A 14,689-nucleotide genomic window follows, 5' to 3' on the forward strand; every position below is an offset into this window, starting at 1 on the left:
TACAAAAGTCACGGCAATTGTGAAATCGGCCGCGCGGCCGAGAATCGAACGGAATTCGGGAGGCTCATTATGGCCCTGGTGGAGCGGGAAGAGGTGTTGGCCTCCCTTGAGGACATGCTGGCCGACGCCGTCACCGGCAGAGGAAAGATCGCGATCGTCGGCGGGCCCGTCGCGACGGGGAAGACCGCACTGCTCAACACTCTGGTCGAGGACGCGCTGGAGCACGGCGCCCTGCCGCTGACCGCGACCTGCTCGCAGGCGGAGTCGGGACTGGCGCTGGCCGTGCTGTCGCAGATCCTGCACAACGCGCCGCTCACCCCCGACGAGGAGGAGCGCACCCGCAACCTGCTGCACGAGGGCGCCCGCTGCGCCATGTCGGCCGACCCGCTGGCCGACTACGTCGACCAGGTGGACGCCCACATCGTGCACGCCCTGTGCATGGTGCTGCTCGAACTCGCCGAGCGGCACCCCCTCATGATCGTGGTGGACGACATCCAGCACGCCGACCGCGCCTCGCAGCTCTGCCTGGCCTACCTCGCCCGCAGGCTGCGCTTCGCCCACATCCTGGCGATCTTCAGTCAGTCGGAGGAGTCGTGGAACGCCCCGACGCTGTTCCAGACCGAACTGCTGCGCCAGCCGCACTGCCGCCGCCTCCCGCTGTCGGCGCTGTCCCGCGAGGGCGTCGAGATCATGGCCGCCGACATCGTGGGCGACGACGTCGCCCGGCGGTTCGCGGCGGACTGGCACGCGGTCAGCGGCGGCAACCCGTTGCTCGTGGGGGCGCTCATCGAGGACCACCTCGCCGCGGCGGACGCCGGAGGCGCCCCGGCCGAGAGCGAAGCGGCGGCGGAGCCGGACGAGATCGCCGCGGGCGACGCCTACCGCCAGGCGGTGCAGTCGTGCCTGCGCCGCGGGCACCCGCTCGCGGCCCGCGTCGCGCGCGGCCTGGCGGTCGCCGGCGACCCCGGCCACCTCGACCGGCTGCTCGACCTCGACGCCGGCGTCGTCGTCCAGGCGCTCAATTCGCTGCACAACGCCGGGCTGGTCGGCGCCGACCTGCACCTGCGCCACCCCCAGGCGCGCGCCGCCGTGCTCGCCGACTTCGACCGGCACGAGCGGACGGACCTGCACCGCAGGGCCGCCGAGCTGGCGTACGGCCAGGGCGCCCCGGCCGCCGTGATCGCCGAGCACCTGCTGGCCGCCTCGCACAACGGGGGGCCCTGGGCCGTGCCGATCCTCGAGGAGGCGGCCCGGCAGGCGCTCAGCGAGGGACGCGTCGAGCCCGCCGTCGACTACCTGCGGCTGGCCGACGGCGCGTGCACCGACGACCAGCGCCGGGCCACCATCAAGACGACGCTGGTGCGGGCGGAGTGGCGGCTCAACCCGAGCGCCCCCGCGGCCCACCTCGACGAGCTCACCGACGCCATGCACCGCGGCCACCTGCGCGGCTCCGACGCGGTCGTGCTCGCCAAGGCGCTGCTGTGGCACGGCCGCTTCGACGACGCCCGCGACGTGCTCGACCACCTGGGCAGGATCGGCTCGATCATGGACGCGGAGACCGTGGCCGAGATCCGCGCCGCCCGGCCGTGGCTGCGCTGCTCCTACACGCCGTTCCTGGCGCACATCCCGAGGGTCACCGACATGAGCACGCAGGCGCCGCCGTCCGCGCCGGTCATCGGCCGGCTGGAGGCGGCCACCGCGCTCGCGGCGGTGCTGACCAAGGGCCCGCACCCCCAGACCCTGGCCGACGTGGAGCGCATCCTGCGCGGCTCCCGCCTCGACGACATGTCGATGGACGCCGTGGAGTGCGCCCTGCTCGCGCTGATCTACGGCGAGCGGCCCGACCTGGCGGCGCCCTGGTGCGACCTGTTCTTCGAGGAGGCCGCCAGCCGCCGGGCCCCCAGCAGGCAGGCGCGCCTCGCGGCGCTGCGCGCCGAGATCAGCCTGCGGCAGGGCGACCTGGAGGGCGCCGAGGGCCTCGCCCAGATGGCCGTACGGCTCATCCCGCCGACGAGCTGGGGGGTCGCGGTCGGCGGCCCGCTGTCGGTGCTGCTGACGGCGGTGACCGCGATGGGCCGCTTGGACGAGGCCGTGCAACTGGTGAACCAGCCGGTGCCCGAGGCCATGCTCCAGACCCGTTACGGCCTGCACTACCTGAACGCGCGGGGCCGCTACCACCTGGCGACGGGCGACCTCGGCATGGCGCTGCGCGACTTCCAGACCTGCGGCGAGCTGATGGGCTCCTGGAGCCTCGACTCGCCCGGACTGATCTCCTGGCGGACGGGCGCGGCCGAGGCGCTGATCGGCATGGGCCGCCCCGAGCGGGCCCGGCCGCTGCTGGACGAGCACGTGGCACGGTGCGCCCCCGGCCCGGTGCGCGCCCGCGGGACCGGTCTGCGGCTGACGGCCGCCGCGAGCGAGCCCCGGCAGCGTCCCCCGATGCTGCGCCGGGCCGCGGACATGCTCCAGGCGAGCGGCGACCAGTACGAGCTGGCCCGGGCCCTGGTCGACCTGGCCGACGCCTACCAGGCGGTGGGAGAGCTGCGCCGCGCCCGTACGGTCGCCAGGCAGGCCCAGCGGATCGCGGAGGAGTGCGAGGCCGTCCCGCTGGTCAACGCGCTCACCCAGGGCGGGCCCGCGCAGCCGGCCGAGCCGCCCCGCACGGACAGCGGCCCGGGGACGCTGAGCGAAGCCGAGCGCCGGGTGGCCTCGCTCGCCGCGGTCGGATACACCAACCGCGAGATCGCCGACAAGCTGTACATCACGGTCAGCACGGTCGAGCAGCACCTGACCCGGATCTACCGCAAGCTCAACGTCACCCGCCGTTCCGACCTGCCCGCCAGCCTCGAGTTCAGCACCTCCGCCTGAGACAGCTCCCCTACCTGGGCCGGCCGGGAATCCCCGGCCGGTCACTCCCCTGACTGGAAGGTGAACGCGCATGGCTCAGACGAGCGTCACCCCTGCCGTCACATCCGCCGCCACACCTGCCACCACACCGGCGGGCCGCCTCACGGCGGCCCAGGGCACCGCCATGTACGTCGGCGCGGTGCTCGGCACGGGCGTCATCGCCCTGCCCGCGCTCGCGGCCCAGGCGGCCGGACCGGCGTCGCTGCTGGCCTGGCTCGGCCTGGTCGTGCTGTCCGCCCCGCTGGCCGCTGCCTTCGCCGCGCTCGGCGCGCGCCACCCGGACTCCGGCGGCGTGTCGACCTACGCCCGCCTCGCCTTCGGGGACCGGGCCGCGGTCGTCGTCGGCTGGTGCTTCTACTTCGCGATCCCACCCAGCGCCGCCGCCGCGGCGCTGTTCGGCGGCGAGTACGTCGCCGCGGCGGTGGGCGGCGGGACCGGCACCGCGACGCTGACGGCGGCGGGGCTGATGGCGATCGTGACCGTGTCGAACGCCTCCGGTCTGCGGGTGACCGGCCGGGTCCAGCTCGGGCTGGCCGGGCTGCTCGTCGCGCTGCTCGTGGTCGCCGTCGCGCTGTCGCTCCCGCACGCCGACGTGGCCAACCTGCGGCCGTTCGCCCCGCACGGCTGGACGGCCGTCGCCCCGGCGGCGGCCCTGCTGGTGTGGAGTTTCGCCGGCTGGGAGGCGATCACGCACCTCGCCGCCGACTTCCGCAGGCCCGCCAGGGACCTGCCCAGGGCCGCCGCGGCCGCCGTCGTGCTGGTCGGCGTGCTGTACCTGTCGGTCGCCTTCGCCACCGTCGCCGTCCTCGGCCCGGCCGCCGGAAGCGCGCGGGCGCCCCTCGGCGACCTGCTGGCCCTCGGTCTCGGCGGCAACGCCCGGCTGCTCGCCGCCGTCGCCGCGCTGCTGCTGACGCTCGGCGCGATGAACGCGTACTGGGCCGGGGCGGCCAAGCTCGGCGCGGCCCTCGGCCGCGACGGCGCCCTGCCCGGCTGGCTCTCCCGCGGCAGCGTCGCCGGTGAGGTGCCCCGCCGCAGTCTCACGGTCGTCGCCGTGCTGTCCTTCCTGGCGCTCGCCGTCGTGTACGCGGCGGGTACGGGCATCCGTCCGTTGGTGCTGATGACCAACGGGTCGTTCGTGGTGGTCTACGCGATCGGCGTGGCGGCCGCCATCCGGCTGCTGCCGCGCGGCCGGGCCAGGGCCGCCGCCCTGCTCGCGCTCGTGGCGGTCGCCCTGCTGGTCGCCGCGTCGGGCGTCTACCTCGTCTGGCCGCTGCTGGTCGGCGGCGCCGCCCTGGCGTACGCGCGGTTCACCCGCCGGAGGCAGGCCATCCCGGCGGAACATTGACCAAAGTGAATGGTCACCGGCGACTTTCCGCGAGTGCCCGCCGTGCCGTCCGGTTCCTAGGGTCGAGGGGCCGGACGGACCGGCAGGACGCGGCACGGAGGGGAACCGGTGGCCAACGAGATCGAGGACGTCCCGGACATCAGCGCCGAGTGGTACCGGGAGGTCACCGCGTTAGCCCTGCACACCCCCGCATGGGTGCGCGACGCGGCGGAGATCGCGACGGACGCCGTCCCCGCGATCCTCTTCGCGTTCCTCGTCTTCGGCTGGTGGCGGGCGCGGCGGGAGGACGACCGCAGGATGGCGCTCGCCCTGCTCGCACCGGTCGCGGTGGTGACGGCCTACCTCGCGAGTGAGGGCGTCAAGAGCGTCCTGCGGCTGCGCCGCCCCTGCTGGGAGATGGCCGACGTGGTCACGGTGGCCCACTGCCCGCCGTACGGCGACTGGTCGCTGCCGAGCAACCACGCGACCTTCGCCGCGGCGGGGGCCGTCGCGCTGGTCGCCCTGTGGCGCGGCATGGCGGTGGTGGCGCCGGTGCTCGCGCTGCTGGAGGCGTTCTCCCGGGTCTTCGTCGGCGTCCACTACCCCCACGACGTGGCGGCGGGGCTGCTGTTCGGCGCGCTGATCGCGCCGCTGGTCCTGCTGGCCCTGCGGAATCCCGCGACCGCCCTGGTCGCCGCGATGCGGCGGCGCCCGGCGCTGGCGGCGGTGCTCACCACCGCCCGCCCGCCAGTCCCGCCTCGTGGGCGATGACCGCCGCCCGCACCCGGTTGGGCACGCCGAGCTTGCCCATGATCGTGCTCACGTAGGTCTTGACGCTGCCCTCGGCGAGGTGCAGGCGGGCGGCGATGCCCGCGTTCGACATGCCCTCGCCGACCAGGGCGAGCACCTCGCGCTCCCGGTTGGTCAGCGCCGCGACCTGCTCGCGGGCCGCGGCCGAGCGCGACAGCCGGTCGCCGGCGAGCCCCCGGATGACCCGTGCGGCCACCGGCGGCGACAGGTACGCTCCGCCCTCGGCCGCCGCCCGCACCCCGAGGGGGAACTCGCGCGGATCCCCGGTCTTCAGCAGGAACCCCGCCGCGCCGTCGCCCAGCGCCCGCGCGACGTAGGCGTCCTCGCCGAAGGACGTCATGATCAGTACGGCGGTGCCGGGGACGGTCCTGCGCACCTCGGCCGCGGCGGCCAGCCCGTCCAGGCCGGGCATCCGGATGTCGACGAGCGCGACGTCGGGCCGGTGCGCCAGGACGGCGTCCACCAGTGCACGCCCGTCGGCGGCCTCGGCGACCACGTCGATGCCCGGGTCCGCCGCCAGGATCGCCCGCACCCCGGCCCGGATCACCGGTTCGTCGTCGGCCAGGACCACCCGGATCGCGTGCACGCCTTGATGGTACGGAACCGCCGGGATCGTCCGGGCGCTGCTCAGGAGGGCAGGAAAGCCTTGCCGACCAGCCGGCCCCCGGCGAAGCACAGCCGGTAGAGCTTCAACTCGCCGAACGGCTCGGGGCTGGTGCTGTAGTAGCGGCACCGGGCCCCCGGCGGGATCGGCGGCTCGGGCCACGACGGATCGTCGACCCTGGTCCTGGCCGGCAGCACCGCCGCGACCTCCCGCTCGGCCTGCCCGATCCGCAGCTTCGCGAACTCGGCCGGCGGCAGGACAGAGGTGGCCGCCTCGTAGACCGTGAACCCCAGCACGAACGCGCCGACGCCGGCCGCCGCGGCCAGGGAGACCAGCGCCGCGGCCGTCCGCGTACGGCGCACCCGCCGCCGGGCCAGCGCCAGATCCAGCTCCACCGGCCGCGGCGCCACTCCAGGGCCGTCGTCCTCCGAGACGGGGAACTCGGCCGGCCCGGCACCGGTGGGCCCGGCGGCGGTGTGCGGGAGCCGTGCGGTCAGGGTGAACCCGCCGTCGGCGGGGCCGCTCCGCAGGGAGCCGCCCAGCAGGCGGACCCGCTCCGCCAGCGCCCGCAGTCCGTGTCCACCCGTCACGCCGCGGCCTGGCTGGTGCGGCGCGGCGTTGGCGACGGTGACCACGGTCTCGCCCGGTGCGTGCGCGAGCCGTACGGTGACCGGGGCGCCGGGCGCGTGCTTGGCGGCGTTGGTCAGCCCCTCCCGGACGGCCCGCCGCACGGTGGCGAGCGCCGATGCGGGGATCCGCGCCTCCTCCTGCGCGCCGTGCAGGGTGACCGCCATTCCTGCGGCCGCGGCGCGCCGGACCAGTTCGCCCACGCTCTCCTCGGGCGGATCCGCGTACGCCGGGTCCCGGTGCGACGTGCCGGGGTCGTCGCCGTCCCTGAGCACGGCGACGATGTCGCGCAGGCGCTCCGCCGCGGCCGTGACCGCCTCGCGGGCCTCGCCGGCCGCCCGGCGCCGGCTCTCGGGGAGGTCGGCGGCGACCTCCAGGGCGCCGATCCGCAGCGCGACCAGGCTCAGGTCGTGACCGAGCAGGTCGTGCATCTCCCTCGCGATGGCCGCCCGCTCCCGCAGCCTCGCCTGCTCGGCGAGCATGCGCCGCTGCCGCTCCAGATGCCCGGCGCGTTCCCAGCCCGCCCTGGTCAGGGCCAGGCTCTGGTGCCTCGCGTGGCCCGCGAGCCACGGGACGAGTCCGAACAGTGCGATGCCCGTGACGGCGAAGAACCACGCGCCCAGATCCCACTGCGCCCCGAGAGGCCACCGTACGAACGGGACGACGGCGGCGGCGACGACCGCGGCGGCCGACAGGCCGAGCAGGGCGGGCCGGGCCCGGGCCATGCGCACCCCGGCCAGGTAGCTCATCACCGCCAGGGCCGGGAAGAAGACGGTGGGGTCGCCCCGGACGGCCACCGAGCCCGCCCACAGCGCGGCCGTCACGAGCATCGCCCCCAGCGGCCGGGGCCGGGCGAGCGCGACGGCGACGCCGATCGTCGCCAGTCCGCCGATCACCTCGGGCCAGGTGTACCTGTCGGCCAGGATGTGCGTGAGGCACGCCCACAGCGCAGGCAGGCCGAGGACGGCCCAGAGCAGGACGTCCTTGAGGTATGCCGCTTTCCTCCCCACTCAGGCAACGGTATCCGCGGGTCGCGGGACCCTGACGAATCCGTGCAGGGTCCGGGCGCTGGCGTGGCCGGACAGGGACATCAGCATCGGCGCGGACCAGCCGTCCTCGCCGAGGTGAGCCAGGCGCGAGTGGCGCAGGCGGTGCAGCGTGTAGCCGCCGCCCTCCGGGTCGAGGTCCCTGGTGGCCCGTTTGAACAGGTACTCCGCCCGCTCGTACGACAGGCGGCCCCGGCCCGTGTGCGGGCACAGGTCGGCCGCCGCAGGCATCCGGCCCGGCCCCGGTCTGCGGTCGGCGAGAAACAGCGGGCCCCGGCGGCGGTCCCCGACGAGGAGGGGCAGGAGCGCGGCCGTGCCGGACTGCCAGCGCAGCCAGTGCCGCCTGGCCTTCACCTCGCCGCGCATGCCGGGCAGGTCGAGGTCCTCCACGTCGAGCGAGAGCGCCCATTCGGCCGGGGCCGCGCTCTCGTACAGCAGCAGCCACAGCGTGCGCTCGCGCAGCGGGATGTCCGGCCGCTCCCACAGGCTCTCCAGCCGCGACCGGTCGATCGGGCGGGTGCGGGCGCGGGGTTCGGGCCGCCGGTCGAGCGGGGCGGCGAGGTCGGCGGCGGCCCAGCCGCGCTCGGCCGTCCACGTGGCGAACGACCGCAGCGCCGCGCGGTGCCGGTTCCAGGTCGCGCCCGCCGCCGTGCCCCACGCCGTGGCGAAGATCTCGGCGACCCGGTGAGAGGTCACGTCCCCCAGTGGGACGTCCTCGCCCAGGTGCCGGCACAGCCGCGACAGGGTCTGGTTGTAGGAACGGACGGTGTCGGCACTCAGATCGGGCCGGGCGAGGAAGAGCCCCATGGCCCTGCCGAGCGTGACGGCCGCATCCGCCGGTCTGGCCTCCGTGGCCTCCGGTCGGGCCTCCTTCTCGGCGCAGGTCGCTGCGCGACGCAGCAGCACCGCCCGTTCCGGCGTGTTGCGGGTGAGGGAGGCCGCGCGTTCGAACTCCGCCCGGGCCTCGCCGTGCCGGCCGAGCCGGGCCAGCAGGTCCCCGCGTACGGCGGGCAGCAGGTGGTAGCCCTTGAGCGCCGGTTCGCCGGTCAGCGTGTCCACCAGCGTGAGACCGGCGCGCGGCCCGTGGGCCATGGCGAGCGCGACCGCGCGGTTGAGCTGGACGACCGGCGTGGGCAGCACCCTGACGAGGGCCTCGTAGAGCGCCGCGATCTGCGGCCAGTCGGTCTCCTCCGGCGTGGCGGCCCGCGCGTGGCAGGCCGCGATGGCCGCCTGCAGCACGTACGGGCCCAGGGGGCCGCCGGCCTGCCGCGCCCGCAGCAGCGCCGCGAAGCCGCGCCGGATCAGCAGCGGGTCCCAGCGTCCCCGGTTCTGCTCGTGCAGCACGACGGGCTCCCCCGACGGGCCGGTGCGCGCGGCCGATCGCGACTGCTGGAGTTCCATCAGCGCGACCAGGCCGTGCACCTCGGCCTCGTCCGGGGTCAGTTCGGCCAGGACGCGGCCCAGGCGCAGCGCCTCCAGGCAGAGGGACGGGCGCATCAGGTCGTCGCCCGCCGTCGCCGCGTATCCCTCGTTGAACACGAGATAGATCACTTCGAGGACCGACGACAGCCGGGCCACCCGTTCCGGCCCCGACGGGACCTCGAAGGGGACCTGCGCGTCGGCGAGCGCCCGCTTGGCTCGAACGATCCGCTGCGCGACGGCGCTCTCGGAGACGAGGAAGGCCCGCGCGATCTCGTCGGTCCGCAGGCCGCCGATGAGCCGCAGCGTGAGCGCGACCCGGGCCTCGGTGGACAGCACCGGGTGACAGGAGACGAACATCAGCCGGAGGACGTCGTCGCCGACCTCCCCGTCGAGCGCGTCCACCACGTCGTCCACGTCACGCTCGCCGTCGTCCGGGCGGGAGACGAGATCGTGGGCGAGCAACTCCTGCCCGCGGTCCCGCCGCTCCTCCCGGCGCAGGTGGTCGACGGCCCGGCGCTTGGCGATGGTCATGAGCCAGGCGCCCGGATTGTCCGGGACGCCCGCCTCGGGCCACTGCTCCAGCGCGGCGAGGACGGCGTCCTGCGCGAGTTCCTCCGCCAGGCCGACGTCGCCGACCATCCGCACGAGGCCGGCGACGATCCTGGCGGACTCCATCTTCCAGACCGCGTCCACGACGCGATGGGCGTCCAGGGACGTCATCCGACCGATGACAGCACCGGCCCGTCCGCCGCGCAACCCGGCGCGTACGTCAGCGGGGGGCGCCTGCGGTCGGGCACCTGCCTGATCACGCCGTCAGCGGGAGCCGGCGCCGGCGCCGTCTTCGGGGCCGAACACCTGCTGGATCGCGCTCTCACCGTCGCCGGCGATCTTCCAGAAGCGGCGGGCCAGCTCCACCGCCTCCTCGCGGGACCGCGCCTCGATCAGTGCGAAGCTGACGATCGCCTCCTTCGCCTCCGTGAAGGGGCCGTCGGTGACGGTGATCTCACCGCCGGAGGAGACCATCCGCAGGCCGCCCGGCTCCAGCCCGCCGGTGGCCAGCAGCACGCCCGCCCTGGTCATCTCCTCGATGAAGGCGCCCATCTCGGCCATCATCGCCGCGTCCGGCGTCCGGGAACCGCCCTTGGTGGTCATCAGGAACCGCATCGTCGTTCTCCTTCTTTTCTGATCCTGTGGCCGGCCGGGCCGGTCGCCGGTCCCGCCGTCACCTACACGTCGTACGGGACGAGCCGGAATAGACAGGCTCCGATCCTGACACGTCCTGACCAGGCCTTCTGCCGGGATGTGACAGGGAATGCGCATGTGACAGGGAATGCGCACTCGTGCCTTACGTCGCAGATGGGCGGGGCAGGGCGGCAGGCGGACGGCACGGGTGGGCACGGATGGTCGAATCCCGCGGTCGCCGTTCGACGCGTCAGTGAGGCCGGACACCGCACCGGCCGGGACCACCGAAGAAGGGAACGGCCATGACCGCCACGCAGGACACGACCCAGCTCAGCACCCGGATCACCGTGCGGCCGGTCGCGCCGCGCCCCACGCGGGGCTCGACGCGTGCGCTGCTCACCTGCGCCGTGCTCACCACGCCCGTCTTCGGGATCGTCTCGCTGACGCAGGCGTTCACCCGGGAGGGGTTCGACCTGCTCCGTCACCCGCTCAGCATGCTCAGCACCGGCGACCTCGGCTGGCTGCAGATCGGCAACTTCTGGATCACCGCCGTCCTGACGGTCGCCGGGGCGATCGGATTGCGCAGGGTCATGCGCGGCACCCCCGGAGGGACGTGGGCGCCGAGACTGCTGCTCGTCGAGGGCGCCGGACTCGCGGCGGCCGGAGTCTTCAGCATGGACCCGGGGGACGGCTTCCCCGCGGGCACCCCGCTGGGGGCCCCGGCCGGGATGAGCTGGCACGCGATGCTGCACATGGCGGCCGGCTCGGTGGCCTTCACCGCGCTCATCGCGGCCTGCTTCGTCCTCAGCCGGCACTTCGCCCGCGCGGGGCGGGCCGGGCACGCGATGGCCTCCCGACTCGGCGGTCTGGCCCTCCTGCTGGGCAACGGATGGGCGATGTCCGGAGGGCGGGCCGGTTCCCTCACCCTGTGCGTCGGGGTGCTGGTCGCCATGGCGTGGGTCTCGGTGGTCGCCGCGGTCAAGCGCGCGGATGTCGGGTGACGCCGACCCGCTGGACGGGGAAGCCCTGCAGAGCTCCTGGTGCCGGGTAAATCACTGGGAGCTCTGCGCGGTGTGATGATACGTTCGGCGTCGCCGTGCGTCGCCGCGACCGGAGGAGGTGAGACCGATCAACGCTGTGACAGGTCGGGGCTCCCTCCGTTGCATGGCCTAGGGAGCGCCCGCAGAAGGCATCCCGAAAGGCGTGAAACGCTTTGCGCTTCATCTCCCGGACGTCGTCGGACGGCGTCACCGAACAGCTGTTCACCCTCGGCGAGGTCCCTGGTGTGCTGTGGACGCCGGAAGGCGCCGCCGGGGCTCGTCCCCTGATCCTGATCGGTCACGGCGGCGGGCAGCACAAGAAGGCCCCCGGCGTTGTGGCCCGCGCGCGCCGCTTCGTCACCGAGGGCGGTTTCGCGGTGGTCGCGGTGGATGCGCCCAACCACGGCGATCGGCCGAAATCCGAGGAGTTCGCCCGGGTCGCGGCCGGGTTGCGGGCCGGCATGGCCGCGGGTGAGAACCTCGCCCCGCACCTCGCCACCATGCATGCGTTCCTGGCCGGCCACGCCGTACCGGAATGGCAGGCGGTCCTGACCGCGGTGCGGGAACTCGACGTCGTCGGCGCCGGCCCTGCGGGCTACTGGGGCATGTCGATGGGTTGCGCGCTCGGCGTCCCCTTCGTCGCCGCGGAACCCCGGGTCCGCGCGGCGGTGCTGGGCCTGCTCGGCGTGGACGGACTGGCCGAGACCGCCGACCGGGTCACCGCCCCGGTGCGGTTCCTGCTCCAGTGGGACGACGACTTGGTGCCGCGGGCCCAGGGCCTGGCGCTGTTCGACGCTCTGGGGTCGGCCGACAAGACGCTGCACGCCAATCCCGGCAACCACGGGGAGATCCCCGAGTTCGAGATCGACAGCTCGCTGCGGTTCTTCGCACGGCACCTCGGCCAGGGCCTGTAGGGCGTTCTGACAAGTCGACACACGGAACCCGAGGCACCTCTCACCGGGGGGGTGCCTAGGGCTCCGCGTGTTCGACACACGTCGGGAGTATCAGCCGCAGTAACGCGCCGCTTTGACACGGCACGGCTTCGGCCGTCCCGCCATGAGCCTCGGCGACCTGCCGGACGATGGCCAGGCCCAGTCCGGAGCCGGGGTGCGCGCGGGCCGCGGGTGATCGGTAGAAGCGGTCGAAGACGAATTCGAGGTCGCTATCGGGGATCCCCGGGCCGGAGTCTGCGACCTCGAGGGTGCCCGCCTTGACGCTGATCCTGACCCGGCCGTCGGACGGGCTCCATTTCACGGCGTTGTCGACGAGGTTCGCGACGGCGCGTTCCAGGGCGTCGGGGTCTCCGTGGACGAGAGTGGGCGCGCAGGTCAGCTCGAACTCGATCTGCGGCGCCCGACGCGACGCGCGGGCCGCGACGCGCTCGGCGACGAGGTCGAGGCGGACGTCTTCCGTGTGGAACGGGGCCTGGCCGTAGCGGGCCAGGTCGATCAGGTCGTTGACCAATGTCGTGAGTTCGCCGGCCTGGCCGAGCGCTTCGGCGGCGAGGAGCGGGGCCTGCGCGTCGGCCGGGTTTTCCGACAGCAGCTCGAGGTTCACCGTCAGGCTCGTCAGCGGTGTGCGCAGTTCGTGCGAGGCGTCGGCCACCAGACGGCGCTGGGCGCCGACCGATTCGTCCAGGGCGGCGGTCATCGCTGCGAACGCCGAGCCGAGCCGGCCGATCTCGTCCCGGCTGTCGGCAGGGATCGGGATGGTCAGGTCGCCGGTCGTGCGGATCAGTTCGACGGACTCGGTGAGCTGGTGCACCGGGCGCAGGACGCGGCGTGCTGCCAGGCGTGAGATCAGTGCTGCGAGAAGTCCGGCGGCCACCGTCGAGCCGGCGAGCAACCAGGCGAGTTCGCGTAGCGTGGGTGCGGGATCGGATTCCGGGATGGCAGTGCGTACGAGCGTCCCCGGTGCTTCGGGCAGTTGGGCTGTGTAGACGCGGTAGGCGACGCCGTTGTAGACCGCGTCACGGAAGTAGGCGCCGGCAGTGCCGTCCGCGACGGCGACGTCGCGGGCGGTGAGGTCGACGAACTCCGTCGACGGCCCGACCCGGACCGGGCCCGGAACGATCTGCAGCTGGGTGCTTCCGATCCCCAGCGGAACAGTCGGGAAGCCCGGCTCCCCGTTGACGTCCCTGAACTTGGCCTTGATGGCCGCGGCCACGCTCGGTGCCTGGTCGGCGGCCGCGACCAGCGTGCTGTCGATCTGGCCGCGGAGGTTCGCGTTCACCGCCGGATACAGGACCACCGACACGAGCACCAGGGCGCCCGCGACCACGGAACCGCCGGCGATGGCCAGCCGGGTGCGCAGGTTCACGGTTCCTCGCGCAGGACATACCCCAGGCCGCGCACCGTCTGGATCAACCTGCTGCCGCCGTCCGCTTCGAGCTTGCTTCGCAGGTAGCTGATGTATACCCACAGTGCGTTCGACTCCGGGCCGAAGTCGTAGCCCCAGACGGACTCGAAGATCTGGGTTCGGCTCAACACCCGGCCGGGATTGCGCAGGAACATCTCCAGCAGGGACAGCTCCGTCTTGGTCAGATCCAGGCGCCGGCCGGCACGCTCGGCCCTGCAGCCGCTCAAGTCCAGGTCGACGTCGGCGAAGCGCAGCACCTCGGCCCTGGCACCGCTGCGCCGGAGCAGGGCTCTGAGCCGGGCCCGCAGCTCATCCAAGGCGAAGGGCTTGGCCAGATAGTCGTCGGCCCCCGCGTCGAGCCCGGCGACCCGGTCGGTGACCAGGTCCCGGGCCGTGAGCATCAGGATCGGCGTGTCGTGCCCGCCCGAACGTAGCGTCCGGCACACCTCCAGCCCGTTCGGTTCGGGCATGAGGACGTCGAGAACCACCGCGTCCGGGCGGAACACGCCGTGCTCGGCGAGGGCGGACGCCCCATCAGCGGCGGACGACACGTCGTAGCCGTCCCGGCGCAACGCATGCTCCAAGGACCGCCGCACAGCCGGGTCGTCGTCCACCACAAGTATCCGCATGGTCGCCCATCCTCACCGTCGATCCTGAAGCTGCGTGAGACGCGGTGGCTGTCAGCCCTTGCTCAGTGACCGCTTCAGATCGCTCAACGCGGCATCGAGCTGGTCGGAGCTGACCCCGAGCGAGGCGGCGATGTCACCGAAGGCCTTGGACGTCGGATCGACTCTGCCCATCGCCACCACAGCGGCCAGAGCGGCCTTGGCCTTGGCTTGATCGACACCGAGCGCCGCGGCCACGGACGCCGCCGCGGCGTCGGTGGAGAACGGCGAGTCCTGCGGGCCGTCCAGGGCCTTCTTGTCCATGCCGTCCAGCTTGCCCTGGTCTTTGCCACCCGGCGCGGGCTCGGCGACCATCGGCCTCAGAGCATCCTGAACCTGCGAGACCGGCAGTTCCAGGTTGGCCGCGACCGCCGCGACGAAGGCCTCCGGCGTGACGCCGGCCGAGTCGGCCAGCGACGTCTTGGCCGCGGCCAGCGCGGCGTTGAGCCGCTCGGCCGTCACTCCGAGCTTCGCCGCGATCGCGGCCGGATCGGCATCGGCACCCGCCCTGGACCTCCCGTCTGCCTTGACCGTCGCGGAATCGCATTTGGCGGCGCCGGGTGCCGGGGCCGGATCGGCCGCCGCGGCCGTACCGGTCGCGGCCAGTGTGGCGAGCGTGACCGTGGCCACGACCAGCCGTGTGCGTTTCGTCATCGTGATGCCTTTCGTCCACTGAGCTCGCCGGACGAGAACCGGCGTCTTGG

The 14,689-nt window shown here is 73.9% G+C and carries 12 protein-coding genes and 1 pseudogene; 5 read left to right on the top strand and 8 right to left on the bottom strand.

Annotated elements, in window-relative coordinates; all coding sequences use genetic code 11:
* Positions 1-69: 69 nt before the first annotated feature.
* The 3 genes from IL992_RS16195 (at position 70) to IL992_RS16205 (ending at position 5,002) form a co-directional block, all read left to right on the top strand.
* Entirely contained in the window at positions 70-2,868 is a 2,799-nt protein-coding gene (locus IL992_RS16195) for a helix-turn-helix transcriptional regulator (RefSeq protein ID WP_193204186.1), read from the top strand.
* A 70-nt stretch (positions 2,869-2,938) separates the two neighbouring features.
* Positions 2,939-4,252: an APC family permease gene (locus tag IL992_RS16200; protein ID WP_193204187.1), complete on the top strand. Its 1,314-nt coding sequence runs from the start codon at positions 2,939-2,941 to the stop codon at positions 4,250-4,252.
* Between the two features lie 108 nt (positions 4,253-4,360).
* A complete protein-coding gene (locus IL992_RS16205) occupies positions 4,361-5,002 on the top strand; it encodes a phosphatase PAP2 family protein (protein WP_319018590.1) in 642 nt (213 codons plus the stop codon).
* Here the strand turns inward: IL992_RS16205 and IL992_RS16210 are convergent.
* The 5 genes and pseudogenes from IL992_RS16210 to IL992_RS16225 form a co-directional block, all read right to left on the bottom strand.
* The gene (locus IL992_RS16210) at positions 4,962-5,627 is read right to left on the bottom strand and encodes a response regulator transcription factor (protein ID WP_319018591.1); all 666 of its coding nucleotides are present in this window, start codon (positions 5,625-5,627) and stop codon (positions 4,962-4,964) included. The genes IL992_RS16205 and IL992_RS16210 overlap by 41 nt on opposite strands.
* A 41-nt stretch (positions 5,628-5,668) precedes the next feature.
* On the bottom strand, positions 5,669-7,282 hold the full coding sequence (locus IL992_RS16215) for a sensor histidine kinase (protein WP_193204188.1): 1,614 nt from the start codon (positions 7,280-7,282) through the stop codon (positions 5,669-5,671).
* A complete protein-coding gene (locus tag IL992_RS48935) occupies positions 7,283-8,125 on the bottom strand; it encodes a tyrosine-type recombinase/integrase (protein WP_404804761.1) in 843 nt (280 codons plus the stop codon).
* 66 nt (positions 8,126-8,191) lie between these two features.
* Positions 8,192-9,460 (bottom strand): annotated as a pseudogene (locus IL992_RS48940) (RNA polymerase sigma factor); the annotation flags it as partial.
* Between the two features lie 93 nt (positions 9,461-9,553).
* A complete protein-coding gene (locus IL992_RS16225; protein WP_193204190.1) occupies positions 9,554-9,904 on the bottom strand; it encodes a YciI family protein in 351 nt (116 codons plus the stop codon).
* A gap of 320 nt (positions 9,905-10,224) precedes the next feature.
* Between IL992_RS16225 and IL992_RS16230 the strand changes: the two genes are divergently transcribed.
* Together IL992_RS16230 and IL992_RS16235 are read left to right on the top strand one after the other, a co-directional pair.
* Positions 10,225-10,923: a DUF998 domain-containing protein gene (locus IL992_RS16230; RefSeq protein ID WP_193204191.1), complete on the top strand. Its 699-nt coding sequence runs from the start codon at positions 10,225-10,227 to the stop codon at positions 10,921-10,923.
* A 212-nt stretch (positions 10,924-11,135) separates the two neighbouring features.
* A complete protein-coding gene (locus IL992_RS16235) occupies positions 11,136-11,876 on the top strand; it encodes a dienelactone hydrolase family protein (RefSeq protein ID WP_193204192.1) in 741 nt (246 codons plus the stop codon).
* Between the two features lie 55 nt (positions 11,877-11,931).
* On the opposite strand, the gene IL992_RS16240 is transcribed toward IL992_RS16235, so the two are convergent.
* From IL992_RS16240 to IL992_RS16250, 3 genes are read right to left on the bottom strand one after another with little or no spacing between them, the layout of a single operon-like run.
* Positions 11,932-13,281 carry a sensor histidine kinase gene (locus tag IL992_RS16240; protein ID WP_193204193.1) on the bottom strand — a complete coding sequence of 450 codons (1,350 nt, stop codon included), beginning with the start codon at positions 13,279-13,281 and terminating at the stop codon, positions 11,932-11,934.
* Complete coding sequence (locus tag IL992_RS16245) at positions 13,278-13,949, bottom strand: response regulator transcription factor (protein ID WP_193204194.1); 672 nt, start codon at positions 13,947-13,949, stop codon at positions 13,278-13,280. The genes IL992_RS16240 and IL992_RS16245 overlap by 4 nt, the downstream gene beginning before the upstream one ends.
* A 51-nt stretch (positions 13,950-14,000) precedes the next feature.
* Positions 14,001-14,639, bottom strand: a complete 639-nt coding sequence (locus IL992_RS16250) for a hypothetical protein (protein ID WP_193204195.1) — start codon at positions 14,637-14,639, stop codon at positions 14,001-14,003.
* Positions 14,640-14,689: the final 50 nt, after the last annotated feature.

It is taken from the genome of Microbispora sitophila (genome assembly GCF_014892245.1).
Lineage (GTDB): Bacteria > Actinomycetota > Actinomycetes > Streptosporangiales > Streptosporangiaceae > Microbispora > Microbispora siamensis.